The organism is Herbidospora sp. RD11066, assembly GCF_054661255.1.
The window spans coordinates 200,710-220,097 of record NZ_BAAGDO010000005.1; the positions used below are offsets into that span (position 1 = coordinate 200,710).

Consider the following 19,388-nt stretch of genomic DNA (forward strand, 5'->3'; position numbering starts at 1 on the left):
TCGACCTCGTTATCAACGGACTTCTGACCGAGCTTCCCGCAGCACTGATCGCTGCCGCTGTCGTTGGCCTTATCGCATGGATGATTCGGCGTCGGCGTCGGCGTCTTGATGTAAATCGATAGATACCCTAGAAGCCCAGGACGCCATATAGCGTCCTGGGCTTCTATGTTCGGCGGGTGTGGTTGCGGCGCTAGCGGAGGCCTTCGCTGCTAATTTCCTGTGGTTGCAGTGATGTCTTTATGAGACTTTCCAGGCCCTTAACGGCGGATGAATGGCTATCTGAAGATGTCATTCATAGCCTCTGCGCCTTCCAGAAGCATTGGCCTGAGCTGTTTCCGGTAGACGAGCTCGGTGACCTTGGTGTTGCTGTGGCCGACCAGGCGCGAGATGTTCTCGATCGGGACGCCGCTGTCTGAGAGCAGCGAGACGAAGCTGTGCCGCATCTCGCGCGGTGTCCACTCCTTCTCGTTCAGGCCAGCCTTCTTGAGGACCTTCCGGAAGGCGCGGCGGACGTTGTGTGAGTCGAGCTGGGTGCCGACCGTCGAGGCGAACACGAGGTCGTTCTCCTGCCACCGCTTCCCGGCTGCCTTGCGGGCCACGGCCTGACGCTCCTGATGGGCTTTCAAAGCCTCAGCGCAGCGCTTCGGCATGGCCAGCGTGCGCCGGGACATCTGGGTCTTGGTGTCGCCACCGGCCCGGACGGACCGCCACACCATGATGGACGCGGGTTCGCCCTTGAGGTCGACGTGCGACCAGGTCAGGGCGCGGAGCTCCTCCGTACGAGCGCCGATCAGCAGAGACAGGACGATGTACGCGTTGAGCAACGTCCCGTCCGCCGCGTCCAGGACCGCTTCCGCCTGGTTGAACGTCAACGACTTCGACGGGCGGCCCGGCCGGCCTTTCGGGATCTCGCACAACAGGACCACGTTGCGCTTCACCTTGTCGCGGGCCTGGGCGCGGTTGACCGCGCGGAGCAGGATCGAGCGCACCTCACGCAGGGACCGGGTGCTGAGGACCTTCGAGCGGTCGGCCAGCCAGGTGTCAACGTCGTCGGCGGAGAGCTCGGCCAGCTTGCGAGCTCCGAGACAGGCGATCACGTGTTTCTGGCCCAGGATCTTGCACTTCTCGACGGTGGCGGCGTCCCGGCCGCTGAGGCCGAACAGGAGCCAGTTCTCCACCGCGTTCGCCACGGTGTACCCAGCCGAGGAGACGAGGAGGCCCGCCTCCCAGTCGCGGATGATCTGCTTCAGGCGGTTCTTCGCTTCGGTCTTCGTCTTGCCGCTGGCCTTCTTGACGATGCGCTTGCCCTTCGGGGTGTAGCCCACCGTGAGGGACGCGATCCAGCGCTGACGCTCTTCGTCCCAGTGGAGACCGCCGTCTCCCGGGCTACGTCGCTTGGTCATCAGGCTCCCGCCTCCCGTTCCAGAAGAGTGATGTAGTCGGCGATGGCGCTCGCGGGCACCAGCCGGGTCCGGCCCTCCTTGACCGACCGCAGACGGCCGGACCGGATGAGTTCGTAGATCACCGTGCGGCTCAGGCCGAGCAGGTCCATCGCGGTGGCGACCCGGTAGAGGCGGAAGGACGTCAGCTCACTTGCCATGGGCGGTCCCCGTTCCCTTGAGCTCGGCGGCCAGGGCGGCTTCACTAGCGGTGAGGCCCTGACCGGCGTAGGTCCACGAGCCGAGGACGAGCGTCGTCGCCGGGTCGCGGGTGATGCGGATACGGAAGTCGGTGCGCGCCTGACGGAGGCGCGTCAGCGTGGTCGAGTAGCGGCGGCTCTTGGTCGAGAAGTGGCCACGGAAGCCGAGCATGTGAGCCCACTCGCGGAGTCGGAGGTCGGCGTACTCGGGATAGGCGATGTGGTTGCCGAGCCGCCAGGCGGTGCGGATCAGTTGGGCGGTGTGGTCGGGCACCCCTTGGGCCTTGAGCCGGGCGATGTCGTGAGCTCTGACCGGCCGGTCGAGCGTGCCGGAGGTCTCGGCCGACTTGGTGGCGTACTTGGCGACGTATCCGGCGACGGCGCGTTCGGTGACAGCGCCGGAGGCGGTGATGACGGAGACGTCGATCTGTCGGCCCCAGCGAAGCGGCTCGTCGAGGCCGGGGACGTCGAGGCTGACCGCGAGCGCGGCTGACCGGATCGCGTCCCCGAGGAGTTCGGCGGTGGCCCACGGCGGCGGTGTGACGAGCCCGCTCGATGAGCGCCCATCGAGGCGGATGACTGCGTGGAAGTGAACGAGGCCGCGCGCCTGGTACTCGGCGACCTTGGCGAAGGAGACGCGGGTGGTGGCGTCGAAGGCGGTCCGGGACAGTCCGGCGGCGTTGGCCAGGTGACGGCGCAGGTAGATGGTGAAGCGCCGCCAGAGGTCTCCGGCGTGGGCGTTCCACAGGACGTGGCCGGTGTAGTCGTACGTGCCGGGGTCGATGGCCTGGCCGATACGCGGGTCGCCGGCCTTGTGCCAGTGGCGGCAGGACGGGCCGGTCCGCCGTGGGTGGCAGACCACGGTCTTGCCGTCCTTGCCGGGGCCGCGATGGACCGGGCCGAAGGACGGTGCGGTGAGCGTGGCCAGGACGCGCGGGTGTGCGCTGACGGTCGAGGGCACGCCCTTGTCCCCGCCGAGGAGACCGGCCCGGATGAGGTGGAAGGTGTCGCGGCGGTAGACCTCCGCGCAGGCCGGGCAGCGGGACGCGCGGCGGTTGCCGCACCTCAGCAAGAGGTGACCGTGCGGTTCGGCGCTGGTGTCGTACGTGCTGACGATCTGGCCGGTCTCGGTGTCGAGCGTTTCGGTGTGGCCGGTGAGCCGCATCGGCTCGCGGCAGCCGCCCAGTCGTTCGACCTGGTCCAGCCAGCGGTTCAGGTCGTGGCCGGAGCGGCGGGCCAGGTCGCGGATGACCGGGCCGATGAGGTCGCTCAGCGCGGTCGGCGTCACCTGAGCGACTTCAGGGCGTGCGAAAGACAACGGTTCTCCTGGTGAGCTATGAGATGCGGCGCGAGGCTGGAGCTGGCAGGCGTCGACCGCCCCGCGCCGAGAGTTCAGATGCCGTGGTTGTCGATGCCGGTGCCCAGGCAGTCGAGGCAGGTGACTGCCTCGCCCTGGTCGTCGTTGACGAGACCGGTTCCGCCGCAGGTGCAGCAGCGGGAGCGGATCACAGGATGCCGGTGCCGCTGCAGTCGAGGCAGAGCGCCCAGGTGTCGAACTCGGCGATGGAGCGGCCACGCCTGACGATGACGGTGTCTTCGATCTGGCCTTCGCCACCGCAGGTGAGGCAGGGGACGGGCTTCTTCCGAGGCATGAGAATCCCTTTCAGGCCGCGTAGGCGTTGTACTCGTCGTCGCCGATCGGGACGACGTCGGCGGTCGTGATGTCGGCCCAGGTCGGGCGCAGATGGGCGTAGGTCACCGCGGCTTGCTCTGCTTGTTGCTCGCTGACGTACTCGGATCGGGCCTTGTACCAGCGGCCGTCCGCGCCGGTGACGACGGCGAGGCCGGGAGTCTCGGCGGGGATGAGCCGGGCGGCGTTGAGCGCGGCCGGGTCCATGTCGCCGAGCGTCATGTTCGCCGTCTCGGGGTCGTTAACCCGGTGGCAGACGCGGCCGGAGAGCTGGGCGCGGAGCGCGGTGACTCCCGGGCCGAGGTCGGAGCCGACGCGCTGGCCGCAGATGACGAGGTAGACGCCGAACGCGCGGCCGAGCTGGGCGATGCGGATGAGGTTGGTCGCCGTCACGGCGATCTCGTCTTTCTCGGACTTGTCGGCCATCAGGAACAGCTCGGCGACCTCGTCGACGAACATGATGACCGGGACGGGTTGGGCGCTCTCGGGAAGCTGCCAGATGTTGCGCACCCTGTTGTTACGACAGGTGGTCATGCGGCGCTTGATCTCGTCGATGAGCCGGTTCAGGACCGCTGTCATCTGCGCGCGGTCGGTGGCGAGGGCCGTCAGCCGGTCCTCGTACGGGGTGAGCTCGACCCCGCCCTTGAGGTCGCATCCGATGATGGCGAGAGGTTGCGGTGCCAGACCGCAAATGAGCCGGTTGATGAGCGTCGACTTGCCGGACTGCGTCGCCCCGGTGATGAGCCAGTGCGGCATCGTGGTGAAGTCGATGACCCAGGGAGCGTTGGTCTCCAGCCGCCCGACACAGACCTTGAGGAACTGGTCGACGACGGAGGCGCTGACCGAGGTGAGCGGGTCGTACACGGTCGCCTGAAGCTGGACCCTGCCGGGCTTCCAGCGCAGTACCCGCACCGAGTGCACGCGCCAGGCGTGGCCGAGATGGTCGAGCTTGGCGGTGTAGTGGTCGGGCGTCTGGCCGTCCGGGAGGCGTACCCACAGCTTGAAGCCGTGCCGCAGTGGCAGGACCAGGCCGAGCCCAGGTGCCTTGTCGACCTGGACGCGGCGTATCCGGCGCTTGTCCTCCCTGCCCTTCGTGAGCAGGTCGAGGGCGGTGATGCCGTCGAGCGTCCATCGGATGCGGCGCCGTTTGGTGCTGAGTCCGCACCCGGCCGCGACGTTCCCCCACGTGAGGTAGACCCGCGCGGCCCGCAGGGGGTAGCCGACGCCGAGCCAGAACGAGGCCGGGTGCAGATGACGCCAGGTCACCAGCAGCGCGGCGAGGAACGCGAGGACACCCCCGATCGGGGCGAGTGAAACCAGCAGGTCAGTCATACTTGGTGCCTCTCTTCGGTGAGCGAAGGGAAGGCCCCGGGAGCAGGGGAGCTGGCAGGCTTAGACCCGCTCCCGGGGCGTAGACGTGGCCTGGTCAGGCGGCCTTGCTACTGGCCGGGACGATCGTCTCGGCGCGAAAGCCGAGCCCCGACCGGCCGTTCATCTGCCAGAAGAAGGCGGCCAGGCCGACCGGCCGGACCTGGACCCCTTCGGGCAGGCTCGGGAAGGTCGCGGACGGGAAGGTCACGACGATCACCGGGTTGCGGCGGTCGTCGTTCGGCTTGGGCAGCAGCGGGACGGTGTAGAGCTCCCGGCCCTCGGCGTCCCTCTTGATCTCGCCGGTCGCGCGGTCGACGATCTTCGGTTCCGCCTCACCGGCGACGACGAAGGACAGGGCTGAGAGGTCCACGGGGATGTTGCGCATGCTGAACACACCTCATGTCGGTTGGTTGTTGCCGCGATCAGTGGCGGCCTGAGAACGCAGAAAGCGCCTGTGCTGGTGCTGGGATCCCCTGGTGTAGCAGGGACCTCAGCGCCAACACAGACGCTACCTGGTACTTGCAGTATTAGCTAGTACTTCAAGTACTAGTCCTAGTACTTTTTCTACGCGCCGATCCGATCAGCGAGTTCTCGCAGGTCAGAGGCGGGTGGGTCCTGCATCGTGAGCAGGTCGGACACGAGCTGACGCGCCATGCGGTGATTGCGGAGCTGCTCCGGTGTGATCCTCTCCGCGTCCAGGAGTGCGCTCGTGGCCTCGGCGACCTGACGTCGCTGGGCGTGCGCGCGGGCCAGGTCGATGTGCAGCCGGGCGCGGCGCTCGCTCGACAGCGTGGACGTGTCGACGGCCGTGCCGATCCGGAGGGCGTGACCGGCATCGCCGAGCTCGACCGCCACGGCGACCTCGTACAGAGCGACGTTGGCCGGGCCGAACTCGGTGTTGTAGTCGTTGCGTCCTTCGCCGAGCTTCTCGGCGATGCTCCGGGCGCGGGCGAGGTGTTCGTACGCGGCGTCGGCCTGATTGACGCGCGAAGCGGCGACGGCGCGTTGCAGGGTGAGGCCGCCCCACAGCGACATGGCTTCGGGCTTGCCTTGTTCGGCGAGGAACCACAGCGCTTCTGCGGCGGTGCGGGCGGTCTCCTCCGCCTGGTCGAAGTGGCGCGCACCGAGGAAGACGAAGCCGAGCCGGAAAGCGCCGGCCGCGACCATCAGCGGGTCACCGCCACGTTCGGCTGCGACCATGGCCCGGTCGGCGGCGATCCACGCGGCCTCAGGCTCACCGAGCTTGGCCAGCGCGGCCGAACATGCCTGGTAGAGGGCGGCGAGCATCTCGTACAGCTCCGGTCGGCGCTCTTCCGGAGCCGAGCGGCCCGCGCCTTCCAGTACGGGGATGAGACTGCGGAGCAGGTCGCCGAGTTCGACGTACTGGCTCTCGTGGGTGAGGTGCCAAGCCCGCTCGACCTGCGGGCGGATCTCGTCGGACGGGGGAGCGGGGGCGGCGTGCAGCATCGCCTTTAGGGTGTGCGCGCCGGAGAGCACCAGGCGCAGGTTGGCCGAGCCGGGGATCTCCTCGGTGGTGGCCGCCACGATGGGGGCTTCGGCGGCGAGTTCCGACAGCGGGACTTCGAGGGTCTCGGCGACCTTCTCCAGGACCGACATGCGGTCGATCTTGCGCACGCCGCGCTCGACCTGGGAGACCCAGGCGACCGAGCGGCCGACGAGCTGGGCCAGCTCCACTTGGGACAGGCCGCGTCGCTTGCGCTCCTGGGCGATGCGTCGACCCAAGGCGCGCTGGTACTCGTCGCTCATAGGGTCGTGACCTTGCCGACCTGGAGGTCGAGCCAGTCGACTTCGACGCCGGACAGCAGTTCGTCACGGGCGCCGAGGAACCGCTTGGTGTGCTCCTGCTCCTCGTGGGCGTCGAAGGCGTCGCGGTCGCGGTAGAGCTCGTAGAAGATCCGCAGCAGCGGTTCGCCCTCGACCTTGTGGACGGTGTAGACGAGCGTGCCCGGCTCGTGCGCCTTGATCCCTTCGATGGTCTCGCCGATGAGCTGATCGAACGCGTCGGCGGTGGCCTGGTCCTTGCAGGTGAAGCGGACTACTAGCCCGAACATGGCACCTCTCCCCTCGTGGTGGACGTGTCGGAATCGCCACCTCGCATCTGATCAGCACTTATTGTGCGGGGCAAGTACTCGAAGTGGCTTGTACTCTCAATACCATAACAGTACTTTAAGTACCGATAGCGATCTGACCGCGTTTGGCCTGCGTGATCGTGAGGTGCCCGAGATGAACGCCCCCGCCGTCGAGTGGCGTCAGACCTTCCCCGGAACCGCCCAGCAGGTCGCGCGAGTGCGCCGATTCGTGGCGCTGCACCTGGGGGACCGGCGCGAGGTCGATACGGCTCAGCTGATCGTCTCGGAGCTGTCGGCGAACGCCGTGCGGCACACGAACAGCGGGGAGCCTGGGGGCCGGTTCTCGGTGACGTTACGGATCGAGGGCGACGAGCTGTGGATGGGGGTTCTCGACGAAGGAGGCCGGGCCGAGCCCGAGGTGTGCAAGGCCGACGAGCGGGCTGAAGGCGGCCGGGGGCTCGACCTCGTTGACCACCTGGCGGAGACGTGGGGCGTTCACGGGGACGAGCGGAGCCGGACCGTGTGGGCGACGGTGGCGCTGTCGCCACGGTTGCCCTGCTCATGAACGAGTGCCTGAGCCCGCATCCTGGGCGGGCGCAGGAGGATCAGCGGGAGCTGATGTGGCGGGCGCCTGTTGGAGACCGGCCACCACGGGTGATCGAGTGGACATGCGACTGTCTGCCGACGGTGTACGAGCTCTGCGAGAGCGGGGGACAGGCGTACTTGCGCCGGACCAGCCGCGGGAAGGTCGAGGAGACGCCCCGGGTGAACGTGAACGAAGGGCGGGCCATTTGGTCTGACCTACTGGCGGGGCGTGCTCAGTAGCTCCGATGCCGGGGGCTGGTTACAACCTTCTTTACGGGTTCAAGCCGCCGCCCTGCGGGCGTCGGCGGCGCGGGGCGGCCAGGCGCGGCCGGGCATGCGGCCTCTTCGGGCCGACCCGTCCGCGCCACCTTCCCGCGCCCGATCCAGGGACAGCGACTTTGACCACGTAGCCAGGTGAGAACCCAACTCCGGGCGGAGCTATGGCGGTGCCGGCCACAAGGAGCCAAAGGTCTTTTCGCCTCCGGCGGGGGATTCCGGCCCCGAGGTGATCGTGGGTGCAAGACGTGGCGGGTTCGTAGGTGGGGGCGGGGGATCACCTCGCACACCGTCGTCCCAGGCAAGCCCAGCAGACCGGAGGCTCCGGCTCAAGCCCGGCTGTGCACGTAGGGCAACCAGCGGGCGAGGAAGGTCACCGGGAGCATGTACACGCGAAGCCGAGCTTGCCCCTCCGCCACCGGCCCGCTGCCCCTCCGGGGTGGGACGACGGCGTACGAGGTGATGCGAGAGTGGTAACCGGGCGCGCAACGTGCAGTTCGGACCGCGTTGCATTTTTATAACAATTCAATATCAAAACGGTCTTATGCATCCACGCCCGACTAGGCTCCACGAATAGATGCCATTACGAAGGTGGAGCCTAGTCGGGCGTGGATGCCGCGCGATCCTTAAAGGGAAGCGAGGATGTGGTACTACCTTATCGTTCGAGCTGGCTCGTGAAGGTATGCGCGCTCATTTCCTAAGCGTGATGCTTTGCTGACGCTCCGCTCTGGATGGTGTAATTTAGGCAAAATGAGCGAGCCGACGACCGCCTACGTGCGTAACAGGGCATGTAGGGCGAGTGGAGTTCCTCAGGCGTGCCTGGCAGATGATGTGGTCCTTACCCATCACACCTTTGAGCAGCCTGTTTTCCCCAGTGAGCCCAGGTATGAGAGGGAGCGGGACGTGTCGCTCCTCACTGGGCGCCTGTCGGTGAAGTTCGCTAGTAACTATCGCAAGAAGGTTTTAACCGCTCACGATCTTGAACGTGCCGCCGTACGCTACACGTCGGTAGGTAAGTTGCGTGCGGCGGGCTTTGCGGTAGTCCACACGCCGGGGCGCGTCACCAACGGCTGCGGTGCGGATGGCGAGCATGTCTCAGTCATCTGGCCGGTGGAGGATCCCCTGGTCCGTCAGGACATCCCCTGGCCGCCGGACGTGGCGGAGAGCTTTGTTCAATGCTTCAATGGGTACTAGGAGTGTCAGATGGGAGGTGCAACGAATGAATCTGGACTCGGTAATTAAGCGGGGTTGTCTACCTTGGCGTCCTCGTCAGGATGCTAGCGATCTCGATGTCTGGCACGAGTATGAGATTCCGCTAACCGGCACCTTTCGGATAAATGGCAGCCTAATCGTGTTCACGCAGGTCTTGGAAAGTTCGCAAGGATTTTCCGCGTGGGCATATTCCTGCATTCGTGAGGATGATTTGGCTGGTCTCGACTCGTTTAGCACAGTTGATGACCTTAGGGACTACGTAGAATCTCTGTTCCAAGGTAGGGAAGCTGTCATAGCGCTAGCAAAAGATGACCGGCTGATCGATAGGTGGACTCGACGAGAGGTGACAGAGGGGCTGGTGCCGGCTGTCGAGGCATTCCTGAATGATGTCATTTCTTCGGTGAATCGTGTAGATGATGCCGGAGTGCGTGTGCGTGCCAAGTTAGCTGCACTCGATGAGGGTTTAGATGGGGCCCAAGCCGAGCTGCTAGCAACGGCCTAAAGCATTCGTACATTAAGAGCGGAGGCATTTAGCCTTCGCTCTTTGGTTTGTGGCAAATCGCTACACTCAAAATCTGTGCTGCCGAACGTCTGTAAGCAGCCTAAGCAGGGATGATGTCTCCTGTCGTGATCGCATTAGCTGTGGTGCGAGGTATGCCCTGGATTGTCCCGTTGAGGCTCGCCAGCAATAGCCGCTAAATAATGGGGAGCTGTCGGGCGCGGGCTCTTGCGCTTGCTCGGAGGCTGCTTAAGTAGGGGTGGAAGCCGTTGCTGTGGTTCTGGTCGAGGTTGAGCGGAAGGTCCAGCTGAGCGATCAGTTCAGACTCAGCGAGCCATGGTTCAGGATGCTGGAACCATGAGACGTAAGCATGCGCCTGCATCCAAGCCGTAAGTTCTCGCTCTCCCTCTCGGCCAAATGTCAGTCGCTGGCCACTCCCCACCCGGCGGAGTTCGAGCCCAAGCAGGCAGCCTAGTGTGAGTCGCAACGTGGAGCCTTCGGCATTGCCTTTGTAGTGGTACCGGATCCTCTTGCGTAAATTCTGAGTACTTGTACGGGTCGCCATCCGGCGAGGGGCGATACCGACGTAGAGAAGGGTGTCGGCTGACAGCCGTGAATCAGGTGACTGGGTGAAGTACCAGCCGTAGACGCCAGGGGCCGCAGGGATCGGGCTGGGTCTTGCCAGCACTTCGGCCGCCTGCCACAGCTTCTCAGGCTCGATAAGAGCTGAGGCGTCCATTGCGTCTCCTCTCCGTCCGGGCCGATGAAGAGAGGCTAGGGCACGCGGGGTGAGTGACAAACTGAGTGACAACGGGGGTGCACATTGGCGGACGCTACCGACCGCTGACGGACTATATCCCCAGGTCAACGGCCTGAAAGGCCGGGCGGCGTATGGTGCGCAAGTGGCTTCGCATCGAAGGGGTCTGGGGTTCAAATCCCCATAGCTCCACCACGTGATAGCAGGTCAGAAGGGGTTTCGGAGATCATCCGAGGCCCCTTTTTCGATCTTTGAGGCCGTGGGGAGCCAAACGGGGAGCCACCTCACGCAGACTTGCGCTTGCTCTTCCTGGTTGTGCCGAACACCTTGTTCATCGTGCCCGCACCCGTCGCGATGACGGGCTTCAACTGGTGGCGGTAGACCTGTTCCGTGACGCGGGTGCCGGCGTGCCCGACGAGATCGGCGATCGTCTCTAAGGGCACGTCGTTGTCACTCATGATCGAGACGAACGAGTGACGGAGTTCCCGGGGGACCCAGTCCCCTTCGAGGTTCGCCCGCTTGATGATGGCGCGGAATGAGCGGCGGACGTTGTGAGCGTCGAGCGCTGTTCCGACGCCCGTGGAGAAGACGAGACTGTGATCCGTCCACAGTTCGCCGGCTTCGAGCTGTTGAGCGGCTTGTGCGGCTCTGTGCTGCTTGAGAGCGGTGGCCGCCTGGTCGGGGAGTTCCAGCGAACGCCGTGACTTGCGGGTCTTGGTGTCGCCTCCCACTCGATCGGCACGCCATACGTAGATGGCGAACCGCTTGTGATTGAACCCCGCTTCGAGGACCGGTCGCCATGCCTTGTCCTTCGGTACCGAGGTGACGACGTGATCCCATCTGAGGGCACGGGCTTCCTCAGTCCGGATTCCGGTCGTCAGGCTGACGACCACGTAAGCGTGGAGCGGTGATGTCTTCGCCGCGTCGAGCAGGGCGGCTGCCTGGTCACGGGTGAGTGCCTTGCTTGGGCGGCCCTCCTTGCCCTTCGGGGTGATGACGAGTTCTGCGACGTTGCGGATCACCAGTTCGCGGGCCTGTGCGTGGCGCGTCGCCCGCTTGAGGATCGAGTGGACTGAGACGAGCGTCCGTGTGGCCAGCTTGCCGGTTAGACCTTCGAGCCATGTGTCGACGTCATCGGCCTTGAGGGTGCTGAGCTTCGCCTTGCCGATCAGCGGAATGACGTGCTGATCGGCAAGGATCTTCAGCGTTCCGATGGTGCTCGCGCTCTGCTTCTTGAGCCCGGTGGCGAACCAGTCCTCTACCGCGTTGCGGACGGTGTAGTTCTCTGGGCTCTTGACCCCGGATTCGAGGTCCTTCGCAGCCCTGATCAGCTTGTCTTTGACCTCGGCTTTGGTCTTGCCCTTGCGCTTGAGGCGCAGTCGCTTCCCATCGGCGGCAAACCCAAGCGAGATCGCTCCGGTGTAGCCTCCGGCCTCCTCATAGATGGTCCCCTCGTACTTACCGATCATGATCTTCGACATGCGATGCCTCCTCGTGGCGGGTGAGGTACTCCTCGATCGCCTTTCGGATCACCCATGACACGTCGCGCTCCTGCGATTCGGCGTAGCGGGTGAGGCGCGCTTTGAACGCGGTCCTGACCCGCACGGCCGGCAGCGTGGTTCGCTCGTCCGACATGGGATGCCTCCTCTCGTTGTTGCGATGAGGTGCGCGTACTTGCCGATGGAGTTGTCAAAAGGCGTCTGACCTCAGGACCTTCCGGCCGGTGTTCGGTCGGCGCATCCGGGGTCTGTAGCGCAACGTAGCACAGCGGCATGGCGCTGCATACTGCTCTATACCGCTTCATGCTTCTATCGCATCTCTTCGAGTGAGGACACGAAGTCGGCAAGGTGCCGGTCAGTGATGCGGCGAAGCTTGCCGATCTTGATGCTGTTGAGCTGCTTCGTGCGCAATAGCGCATAGACCTTGTCGCGTCCGATGTTGAGGATCTCGGCGACCTGTTCGACCGTGTACGCCTGGATGATGGATCACCTCCTTTCCCCCGGGGTCGTCGCCCCGGGGTATGTGCTGTCGTCTGGCGATCACCTCTCTTGGTTACGGTGTGTGCTTGTCTCATGGGTTCGTCTCAGCGTTTGTCTCACGCCTATGTGCAGACGCGCGCGAGACGATGAGACATTGAGACGTTGAGACGATTACGCGCTGTGATGACTGTCAGCGGCGCGCCAGCGTCCGCGTCTGGTCTGGCGGGCGCGTCCCTCGTCTTCGAGTTGGGCCAGACGGCGGTACAGCGTGGCGCGGCTCATGCCGGTCGCCGTCAGTAGATCGGCCAATCCGATTCCCTCGTCGGGAGCGTCGTACAGGGCGGCCAGTAGAGCCGCGTCGGCGTCATGGGCGCTCTTGCGGTTGGGCTGGTCGCGTGGCTCGTCGGGGTGGACATGGTTGAGCGCCTGGCGCGATACCTCGTCGAGGGTGGGGCGTCGGTCGGCGTGGCGTAGTGCGGCGCGTTGGACGGTGTCGTCTTCGAGGAGGTAGCCGCGTGCGCGGCGTGGGATGTCGTGTTCGGGTGAGCTGATGAGGAATTTGCCGGGGGCGTCGAGCTTGTCGGCGTGCCAGCCGGCCCTCTGCATGCCTTGTCCGAGGATCAGGTCGACGTCACGGCGTTCGCGGACGCGGTAGCTGACTCTGATGTCCATCTGGGAGCGGACGGCGCTGTTGCCCATGGTCTTCTGGGATGGGCGTTGGGTGGCGATGACGAGTTGGACGGCGGGTGCGCGGCCACGTCGGGCGATGGAGTCGGCGTGTGCCAGCGCTATGGGAGCTTCGTCGGAGAGTTCGGCGTACTCGTCGGTGACGATGACGAGCGCCGGCGCGTCGGGGGTGGGTTCCCAGACCCGTAGTCCCTGCATGGCGAGCATCTCGGCGCGTCCGTCGAGGATGGCGACGGCATCGCGGAACAGGGCTTCGGCTTCCCGTGGTGTGGTGGCGATGCGGTCGAGGCAGGATGTCCACGGGAGCAGTTCCATGCCGCGTTTGAGGTCGACTCCCCAGACGATCGTGTCGGTGCACGCGGTGAGGTTGCCGAGTAGCACGTTCTGTCCGCCGCTCTTTCCCGATCCGGAGACACCACCGAACAGGCCATGCCGGCGAAGGAAGGACACACGTACCGGGGTGCCGTCCTCGAAGACGCCCAGTTCGATCGGGTCGGTTATCGAGGTGACAGACGGGCCGGTCCAGCCGATGGCGTCGGCGTGCGGGTCGGTCTCGATCACCCGAATTTCCATCCGATTGGCCCTCTCCGGGACGGGCTGGACGCGCACGGCACCACGGCGGGTGCCCAACGCCGACTCGATCTCAGGGATACGACCCATGGCGTGTTCCACGGTCTGACCACGGGCGAGACCGATGCGGGCGCGATACCCCCACAAGTCGACGAATGCTGATTGCACGCGGGAACCGGTGAGGCCGATGGCGTGGGAGATCTCCGGCCACGCGGCCAGCGTGCGTTCAACGCGCACCCGGGTACGGCGGCGACGGTGGACCCACCATGGCAACGCGAGGATCAGCGTCCCGACCGTCAGGAGTGCGGGCATCGGCGGCTTGAGCGGACCGTACGCGCCGGCGAAAGCGACCCAGCTACCGATGCAGGCGACGGTGAGCGCGGCATACACGCGTTCGCTGACGCGCAGACGGAGCGCCGCGCCTCCGAGCATCGCGACCAGGGCGACGGCGACGCCTGTGCTGACGATGATCAGTTGAGCCCATTCCGGACGGGTGACGTGCACGGTGGCACCCGCGAGCACGGTCAATCCGGAGATCAACAACGGCCCCAGTTCGGAACGCCGTCGCCACAGCCACGACACGATGACCGTGACGGCCAGCGGGCCGAACTGCATGTTCGCGTCGATCATCAACATGGGTTCGACGCCATACCGGCGCATACGGCGGACCTGGGAGCGGGACAGATGACGGGCCCTCATGGAGCCTCGCCACGTTGCGCGGACAGTTCGTCTCGCACGTAGTACAGGGGATCGTGTTCGCCTTCGCGGTCGGCGGCGAGGGTGGCGAGCGCGGATGCCGTGAGGTTGTGGTGGTCGAGCCGGAGCGCGGTCAGAGCTTCGTCGAGTCGCTCGATCTCGTCGCACAGGATGGGGACGGCGGCGAGGATCGCGGCGAGTGCCGATCCCTGAGGGGTGACCATCATTGCGGTTACCAGCGGGCGCACAGAGGGCTGTTCTGCGAACTGGGTGAGTGCGCCGAGACGGTTGCGGACCTCCTGGAGACCGGTTCGTCGGGTGGGTCGTGTGGTCGACGTGTTGACCACCCCCTTTCCTCCCGGGGCGCGTCGCCCCGGGAGTGGTAGATGACGTGGACGTTCAGCCGATGAGAAGTCGGAGGATTCGGGCGAGCGTGCTCATGACGTTCTGGAACTCGGGCGTAGAGACGGACTTGCCGAGACAGAAGCCGAACGCCACGCTCACAGCCGCGTGCCACAGCCGGAGCCGGGTGTAGCGGAGCGCGATCAGCAGGGCGACACCGAGCAGCAGGACCAGGGAGACGGAGACCACCAAGAGGATTCACCTCCTCCGCAGTCGTGCGGGTGGCGGGTCGAGGACGACCAGTCCCGAAACCCTGCGGGTCATGGCGCAAGGGGTGGAGCCGGGGGCGTGGTGAATGCTGACGCGGGTGCGGTCCTCGCGGCGGATCTCGGCGGACATGCACAGCACCGCCACCACGGCGGTCACCAGGCCGACCGCGCCACTGAACGCGATGATCAGGAACATGTGACGTCCTCCTCTCCGGGATAGGGGGCCTTGCGGCGGCGCCAGCGGTAGCGGGCGAGGCACTTGCGGCAGACGATCGCTCCGAGGTCGGCGACACCGCCGCATCGGCATCGGTGGCCGGGTGTTCCGGGGATGCGCATCCGGCTCGTCACCGCGCATCCGCGTCGGTGGGGTGGATCGAGCCGTCGTAGGACATGAGCGCGTCGTAACTGGCGCGCGCTCTGGACGAGATGGCCACGGCCGTGTAGCTGACGCCGCCGAAACTCTTGCTGGTCCGGCAGTGCCCGCTTCCGTGGTGGTCGTGGTGGACCTCGCTCCGGAGGGCGGCACCGATCCGCGTGACCTCCGCGCAGCGTGCTTCGTCGGTGTCGTCTCGCGGGAAGACGATCATGTCGACGTTGAGCGGGGAGGGGAGGGCGCGATTCGTTTCGAGGAAATACGCCAGCCGGCGCAATCCGGAGACGAATTCGCGGGCCTGCAATTCACTGGGGTCGTAGGTCATTTTTTCGGATCACCTCCTGAGGTTCGCCAGCCGTTCTGCTGGCGTGCCTCAAGTTCACCGAAATCCCGCGATAACCCCCATCACTAATCCCTAGCCGGGTTTCTAGACGGCTCAGCTAATCGACTAAACACGAACTAGACGAGTTGAGCGTTCCCCTGGCTTAGGCCATTGACGGGCCGTAGTATCGCGGCTGCACTTCCGATCATCCCGAGTAGCGGTGACCTACAGGAGGAACCGGCGGATGCAGGTCAAACATGCTGGTTGGCAGCCGTCCAAGCTGCGGGAACATCGCGAGGCCGCTGGGCTGACGCTCGAAGCGGCCGGCGAGCAGTTACGCACCATCGGAGAGCTTCACAGTTGGAACCTGGCGGCGAACTTTCAGACCATCGGGAAGCACGAGCGCGGGGAGAGTTACCCACACGTCCACTACCGGCGCGCGTACTCGCTGCTCTACCAGAGCGATGAGTTCACGTTGGGGTTCCGCGCCCAGCCCGCTGACGTGACCGGCGTGGTTCCGGCGCTGAACGTTCCGGGGATCGTGTCGGAGCCCGCGTTCCAGAAGGAGGCCGAGCGTGCCATAACAGAGGCTCTGGAGCGCGTCGCGAGCGGTGTGAGCGAGGGAGACGGCACGATGCGTGCCGTGCTCGAATCGCGGGTGCTCGACGCGTGGGGTTCGCGGTTCGTCATCGGAGCTCCGCACAAGAAGACGCTCACCCTGGTCGGCGGGTACGCCGGATCAGGAAAGACGGAGTTCGCTCGGTTCCTCAGCGACATCACCGGGTGGGCGTTCCTGGACAAGGACTCCATGACGCGAGGGATCGCTGAACGCCTTCTGGTTTCACTGGGTGGCGATCCGAACGACCGGCACTCGGAGCTCTATTTGAGCGAAGTTCGCCCGCTGGAGTATCGGTGCATGATGGAGACGGCTTACGACAATCTCGACTGCGGCGTTTCCACGGTTCTTTCAGCGCCTTTCATCTCCGAACTCAAGCAAGAGGCTTGGTTGAAGAGGCTGGAGAATCGGTGCGCGGCTAAGGGCGTCGAGGTCGCCGTGATCTGGGTACGGTGCGATGTGGATTCCATGCGTGAATACATGGAGTTCCGGTCGGCTCCTCGCGACACCTGGAAACTTCAGAACTGGGATGACTACGCCAATTCCATCGACACGGAGAACAGCCCTCCGGGTGTTCACGTCACGGTGGACAACCGCTATGGGATGGCGATAGCCACCGCCGACCGGACGCGCGAGACCTTGCGCCGGCTGCTCCCGTGACGCTGCGGGCGGTCATCCTGTACGGGCCCCCGACGAGCGGCAAGGACACGATCACAGCCGCGCTCTCGCAGGCCGACGAGAGGTTCACGTACCTCAAGAAGCTGAAAGTCGGTGGCGGCCGGTCGGTGGGGTACCGGTCGGCCAGCCGTGAGCAGCTCGACGAGTTACGTCAGGAGGGGCGATTAGCCGTCGAGACTCACCGTTACGGGAACGTCTATGCCGTTGACCAGGCCGACGTCACTGCCATGCTCGCGGCGGGGGCGACGCCCGTTGTCCACATGGGGAACATCCCTGATCTGCGGGCCCTCAGCGCCAGCGATCCCGACACCTGGTTCCGGGTGCGGCTGCATGTTCCTCGGGAGGTCTGCGAACAGCGCTCTCGGCAGAGGGGCGATGCGGACACCTCTGAGCGCTTGCGCGCGTGGGACGAGACCCTTGCCGATCTTCAGGCCCACGACGACGGGCACACGTTCCACATCTGCATTGAGACGCACCTGTTGGATGTCGACGCGGCGGCTCAGACGATCCTCACGGCATTGAAGATCACGAATGATCATTGATCCCGTGGTGCTCCGGCGAGGCCGCTTGAGCGGTGACCTCGAAGCGGCCCCGCCGGAGGATTAGCGGGTCATGCTCAATGGCGTCATTTCGCTGATGAACATGACCAATTGGTGAGCGAATGCGAAGGGCAGATTCGTGCTACCCCAGAGGGGAAGTTCCACATTGTGCTCACCAGTGAAGTACGCGCGTCCCTCAGCATCGGGGGTATACATGTCGGCAAGCACACTTGCGGGCCTTGAATTGCCGACCATGTACATTGCTGGCGATGCGTGCAGATGGGGGCACAGCGAGAGCGCGACCGGAATGCAGCTCAGGCACGTCGGGGGCGCGCTTGCGAGTCCACCGGTAGCGCCGACTCGGCGAAACACGGCGTCTGTGACGATCCAGGGGACGCGGCCTGTCGCGGGGTCCTGAGCGGGGTTTCCGCACACCTGGCAGAGAAGGTTCTCCATGCAGTCCCACTGCCGGCGTGTGTTCAGCTTGCGCCACTGGGGTTGGCCCTCGCGTGATTGCCCTGAGCGGGCGCGCAGGGCTCCGTACCGCCAATCGCCCTCGTATGGATGCTCGTAGCTGAGCCGCAGGCCACCGATGGGGCTCCGCACGAACTTGATCGGCGAGGTGTCCAGTTCGCCGGAGTAGGCGATGACGTAGGGGACGGGGATCTTCGACGCGTGGTCAGATCGGGTGCGTGTCATCGATGCCGTCCTCCTTTCCGTCGCGTGGACTTTTGCCGTCCGCAAGAACTTCGGAGAGACGGTTGATCGTCTGGCTGTGAAGGGTGCGGCGGCATCCGCAGGTCGGGTTTGAACAGGAACCGGTGGCGTACCAGATGCCTGCCAGCTCCCAGATCGTCCATTCGGGATAGAGCTCTTTCAGCACGTCAGGAGTCATACGTCACCACGCCGGACGGCCCGCCGACCTTGGGTGACGCCAGAGGCCGACGGGCCTGATCAGGTGGAAGTGCGGACCTTCCTAGGGCTCGTCACCGCCCGCTGGAGAGAATAAACCGCGCTATAGAGCGGTGTACAGCGGCGCGCCGCGTTATGCGCGTCTATGCAGCTCAAAGGCGTTCTAGGGTGATCGCTATGAGTGCTGTGCCGCCGTACGACCCCGACGCATCCGGGCCTGCTACGTATGTCTACGCACGAGTGGCCGACCACATAGCAGCACGGATCGTGACTGGCGAGTTGGCGCCAGGCGTGCGACTCCCCGGAGAACGGGATCTCGCGGCAGAGTACGGGGTCGCCCTCGGTACCGCACGACGAGCGATCGAGGATCTTCGTGATCGCGGACTCGTCGTCACGTTGCCGGCGAAAGGAACCTACGTCGCCAAGCCGGAGGACAACGTATCACCTATAGCGGAGTAAATCGCCGGACTTTTATAACATCGAGAGCGGGTAGCTCACCTATATATCAAGGCGAACTACTGCTTCTGATAGGCAAAGAAAGTGCTCCTGGGTAGGCTGTTAGCCAGGTGCCGATGGATATACCTAGCTCCATCACAGCGACTCTCCTGCCCGTTATAAGGGGTGGCCCGCCTGCGCCCTCATCTGTCAGGAACGAGGCAGGCAAGTGTTCCCGAGGCGGGTCATTGTGTGAGCCAGGTAGGTGGTTCAGTGTCGGTGAGGTTCTTCCATTCTTGCGCAACCACTTCTGGAAATTGACTGTAAGCGCGACGCAAAAGGTCAGCAGCTGCTGGGATTAGGTCCTCTAGGTTCCGTTCAATAGCAATTGCCAAGCCCTCTAGAGCTGCGGTGACTGATTCCGCTACGTTTCCAGTTTGGAGCAGGATCATCCCATGTAGGACCCTAGTTAGGGCGAGGCTGGGGAGGAAGGCGTCGGGTCGAGCCTCAGCTAGGGCCCGGCGAATAGCTACCGCTTCCTCGATCGAGGACCGCGCAGTCTCCCCTCGCCCCAGTTCAGCGAGGTGGTTGGACTGATTGTGCAGCGAAGTGGCGAGGTCGGGGAGGAAGGTGTCAGGTCGGGCCTCGGCCAGCATCCGGCGGATAGTCACCGCTTCTTCGATTGCGTTCAGTGCCTCCTCGCGCCGCCCCAGGCCCGACAGGGTGGCGGATTGGTTGTTCAGTGAAGTAGCGAGGTCGGGGAGGAAGGCGTCGGGTCGGGCCTCGGCCAGCATCCGGCGGATAGTCACCGCTTCTTCGATTGCGTTCAGTGCCTCCTCGCGCCGCCCCAG

At 65.0% G+C, this 19,388-nt stretch carries 28 protein-coding genes; 6 read left to right on the forward strand and 22 right to left on the reverse strand.

Features of this window, described 5'->3' with window-relative positions; translation table 11 throughout:
* Window positions 1-275: 275 nt before the first annotated feature.
* The 8 genes from ACYQ78_RS21130 to ACYQ78_RS21165 form a co-directional block, all read right to left on the reverse strand.
* Window positions 276-1,403 (reverse strand): tyrosine-type recombinase/integrase, encoded by a 1,128-nt coding sequence (locus tag ACYQ78_RS21130; protein ID WP_459802597.1) that lies wholly within the window; start codon window positions 1,401-1,403, stop codon window positions 276-278.
* Window positions 1,403-1,600, reverse strand: coding sequence for a helix-turn-helix domain-containing protein (locus tag ACYQ78_RS21135; protein ID WP_062440095.1), 198 nt, complete (start codon window positions 1,598-1,600; stop codon window positions 1,403-1,405). The genes ACYQ78_RS21130 and ACYQ78_RS21135 overlap by 1 nt, the downstream gene beginning before the upstream one ends.
* Entirely contained in the window at window positions 1,590-2,957 is a 1,368-nt protein-coding gene (locus tag ACYQ78_RS21140; RefSeq protein ID WP_459802598.1) for a replication initiator, read from the reverse strand. The genes ACYQ78_RS21135 and ACYQ78_RS21140 overlap by 11 nt, the downstream gene beginning before the upstream one ends.
* 187 nt (window positions 2,958-3,144) lie before the next feature.
* Window positions 3,145-3,291: a hypothetical protein gene (locus ACYQ78_RS21145; protein WP_157520834.1), complete on the reverse strand. Its 147-nt coding sequence runs from the start codon at window positions 3,289-3,291 to the stop codon at window positions 3,145-3,147.
* Between the two features lie 11 nt (window positions 3,292-3,302).
* The gene (locus ACYQ78_RS21150) at window positions 3,303-4,661 is read right to left on the reverse strand and encodes an FtsK/SpoIIIE domain-containing protein (RefSeq protein WP_459802599.1); all 1,359 of its coding nucleotides are present in this window, start codon (window positions 4,659-4,661) and stop codon (window positions 3,303-3,305) included.
* 94 nt (window positions 4,662-4,755) lie between these two features.
* The gene (locus ACYQ78_RS21155; protein WP_459802600.1) at window positions 4,756-5,085 is read right to left on the reverse strand and encodes an SCO3933 family regulatory protein; all 330 of its coding nucleotides are present in this window, start codon (window positions 5,083-5,085) and stop codon (window positions 4,756-4,758) included.
* Between the two features lie 179 nt (window positions 5,086-5,264).
* On the reverse strand, window positions 5,265-6,467 hold the full coding sequence (locus tag ACYQ78_RS21160) for a helix-turn-helix domain-containing protein (protein WP_459802601.1): 1,203 nt from the start codon (window positions 6,465-6,467) through the stop codon (window positions 5,265-5,267).
* The gene (locus ACYQ78_RS21165; protein WP_459802602.1) at window positions 6,464-6,772 is read right to left on the reverse strand and encodes a putative quinol monooxygenase; all 309 of its coding nucleotides are present in this window, start codon (window positions 6,770-6,772) and stop codon (window positions 6,464-6,466) included. Before ACYQ78_RS21165 ends, ACYQ78_RS21160 begins: the two co-directional genes overlap by 4 nt.
* A gap of 172 nt (window positions 6,773-6,944) precedes the next feature.
* On the opposite strand from ACYQ78_RS21165, the gene ACYQ78_RS21170 reads away from it, so the two are divergent.
* Entirely contained in the window at window positions 6,945-7,355 is a 411-nt protein-coding gene (locus ACYQ78_RS21170; protein ID WP_459802603.1) for an ATP-binding protein, read from the forward strand.
* 40 nt (window positions 7,356-7,395) lie between these two features.
* Here the strand turns inward: ACYQ78_RS21170 and ACYQ78_RS21175 are convergent, their stop codons facing one another.
* The gene (locus ACYQ78_RS21175) at window positions 7,396-7,581 is read right to left on the reverse strand and encodes a hypothetical protein (protein ID WP_459802604.1); all 186 of its coding nucleotides are present in this window, start codon (window positions 7,579-7,581) and stop codon (window positions 7,396-7,398) included.
* A gap of 973 nt (window positions 7,582-8,554) precedes the next feature.
* Here ACYQ78_RS21175 and ACYQ78_RS21180 point away from each other — a divergent pair.
* Window positions 8,555-8,845 carry a hypothetical protein gene (locus ACYQ78_RS21180; protein WP_459802605.1) on the forward strand — a complete coding sequence of 97 codons (291 nt, stop codon included), beginning with the start codon at window positions 8,555-8,557 and terminating at the stop codon, window positions 8,843-8,845.
* Window positions 8,846-8,870: 25 nt separating this feature from the next.
* Complete coding sequence (locus ACYQ78_RS21185) at window positions 8,871-9,365, forward strand: hypothetical protein (RefSeq protein ID WP_459802606.1); 495 nt, start codon at window positions 8,871-8,873, stop codon at window positions 9,363-9,365.
* 193 nt (window positions 9,366-9,558) lie between these two features.
* On the opposite strand, the gene ACYQ78_RS21190 is transcribed toward ACYQ78_RS21185, so the two are convergent.
* The 10 genes from ACYQ78_RS21190 to ACYQ78_RS21235 all read right to left on the reverse strand — a co-directional run bounded on the left by ACYQ78_RS21190 (window position 9,559) and on the right by ACYQ78_RS21235 (window position 15,360).
* On the reverse strand, window positions 9,559-10,101 hold the full coding sequence (locus tag ACYQ78_RS21190) for a GIY-YIG nuclease family protein (RefSeq protein WP_459802607.1): 543 nt from the start codon (window positions 10,099-10,101) through the stop codon (window positions 9,559-9,561).
* Between the two features lie 302 nt (window positions 10,102-10,403).
* A complete protein-coding gene (locus ACYQ78_RS21195) occupies window positions 10,404-11,600 on the reverse strand; it encodes a site-specific integrase (RefSeq protein WP_459802608.1) in 1,197 nt (398 codons plus the stop codon).
* On the reverse strand, window positions 11,578-11,754 hold the full coding sequence (locus ACYQ78_RS21200) for a ribbon-helix-helix protein, CopG family (RefSeq protein WP_459802609.1): 177 nt from the start codon (window positions 11,752-11,754) through the stop codon (window positions 11,578-11,580). The genes ACYQ78_RS21195 and ACYQ78_RS21200 overlap by 23 nt, the downstream gene beginning before the upstream one ends.
* Before the next feature lie 173 nt (window positions 11,755-11,927).
* Window positions 11,928-12,101 carry a helix-turn-helix domain-containing protein gene (locus ACYQ78_RS21205; RefSeq protein ID WP_459802912.1) on the reverse strand — a complete coding sequence of 58 codons (174 nt, stop codon included), beginning with the start codon at window positions 12,099-12,101 and terminating at the stop codon, window positions 11,928-11,930.
* Between the two features lie 168 nt (window positions 12,102-12,269).
* Complete coding sequence (locus ACYQ78_RS21210) at window positions 12,270-13,991, reverse strand: helix-turn-helix domain-containing protein (RefSeq protein ID WP_459802610.1); 1,722 nt, start codon at window positions 13,989-13,991, stop codon at window positions 12,270-12,272.
* A gap of 59 nt (window positions 13,992-14,050) precedes the next feature.
* Window positions 14,051-14,278, reverse strand: a complete 228-nt coding sequence (locus ACYQ78_RS21215; protein WP_459802611.1) for a hypothetical protein — start codon at window positions 14,276-14,278, stop codon at window positions 14,051-14,053.
* Window positions 14,279-14,450: 172 nt separating this feature from the next.
* The gene (locus tag ACYQ78_RS21220; RefSeq protein WP_459802612.1) at window positions 14,451-14,642 is read right to left on the reverse strand and encodes a hypothetical protein; all 192 of its coding nucleotides are present in this window, start codon (window positions 14,640-14,642) and stop codon (window positions 14,451-14,453) included.
* Window positions 14,643-14,651: 9 nt separating this feature from the next.
* Window positions 14,652-14,858, reverse strand: a complete 207-nt coding sequence (locus tag ACYQ78_RS21225) for a hypothetical protein (RefSeq protein ID WP_459802613.1) — start codon at window positions 14,856-14,858, stop codon at window positions 14,652-14,654.
* A complete protein-coding gene (locus ACYQ78_RS21230) occupies window positions 14,849-15,010 on the reverse strand; it encodes a hypothetical protein (RefSeq protein WP_459802614.1) in 162 nt (53 codons plus the stop codon). Before ACYQ78_RS21230 ends, ACYQ78_RS21225 begins: the two co-directional genes overlap by 10 nt.
* Window positions 15,007-15,360 carry a hypothetical protein gene (locus ACYQ78_RS21235; RefSeq protein WP_459802615.1) on the reverse strand — a complete coding sequence of 118 codons (354 nt, stop codon included), beginning with the start codon at window positions 15,358-15,360 and terminating at the stop codon, window positions 15,007-15,009. The genes ACYQ78_RS21230 and ACYQ78_RS21235 overlap by 4 nt, the downstream gene beginning before the upstream one ends.
* A 217-nt stretch (window positions 15,361-15,577) precedes the next feature.
* Here ACYQ78_RS21235 and ACYQ78_RS21240 point away from each other — a divergent pair, with 217 nt between their 5' ends.
* Together ACYQ78_RS21240 and ACYQ78_RS21245 are read left to right on the forward strand one after the other, a co-directional pair.
* Window positions 15,578-16,633 (forward strand): AAA family ATPase, encoded by a 1,056-nt coding sequence (locus tag ACYQ78_RS21240; RefSeq protein WP_459802616.1) that lies wholly within the window; start codon window positions 15,578-15,580, stop codon window positions 16,631-16,633.
* On the forward strand, window positions 16,630-17,193 hold the full coding sequence (locus ACYQ78_RS21245; protein ID WP_459802617.1) for a nucleoside/nucleotide kinase family protein: 564 nt from the start codon (window positions 16,630-16,632) through the stop codon (window positions 17,191-17,193). Before ACYQ78_RS21240 ends, ACYQ78_RS21245 begins: the two co-directional genes overlap by 4 nt.
* 60 nt (window positions 17,194-17,253) lie before the next feature.
* Here ACYQ78_RS21245 and ACYQ78_RS21250 read toward each other — a convergent pair whose 3' ends face one another.
* Both ACYQ78_RS21250 and ACYQ78_RS21255 read right to left on the reverse strand, forming a co-directional pair.
* Window positions 17,254-17,889 (reverse strand): hypothetical protein, encoded by a 636-nt coding sequence (locus ACYQ78_RS21250; RefSeq protein WP_459802618.1) that lies wholly within the window; start codon window positions 17,887-17,889, stop codon window positions 17,254-17,256.
* A complete protein-coding gene (locus ACYQ78_RS21255) occupies window positions 17,870-18,073 on the reverse strand; it encodes a hypothetical protein (protein WP_459802619.1) in 204 nt (67 codons plus the stop codon). Before ACYQ78_RS21255 ends, ACYQ78_RS21250 begins: the two co-directional genes overlap by 20 nt.
* 206 nt (window positions 18,074-18,279) lie before the next feature.
* Between ACYQ78_RS21255 and ACYQ78_RS21260 the strand changes: the two genes are divergently transcribed.
* On the forward strand, window positions 18,280-18,561 hold the full coding sequence (locus tag ACYQ78_RS21260; RefSeq protein ID WP_459802620.1) for a winged helix-turn-helix domain-containing protein: 282 nt from the start codon (window positions 18,280-18,282) through the stop codon (window positions 18,559-18,561).
* A gap of 221 nt (window positions 18,562-18,782) precedes the next feature.
* On the opposite strand, the gene ACYQ78_RS21265 is transcribed toward ACYQ78_RS21260, so the two are convergent.
* A partial coding sequence (locus ACYQ78_RS21265; RefSeq protein WP_459802621.1) for a tetratricopeptide repeat protein occupies window positions 18,783-19,388 on the reverse strand: 606 nt, incomplete at its 5' end.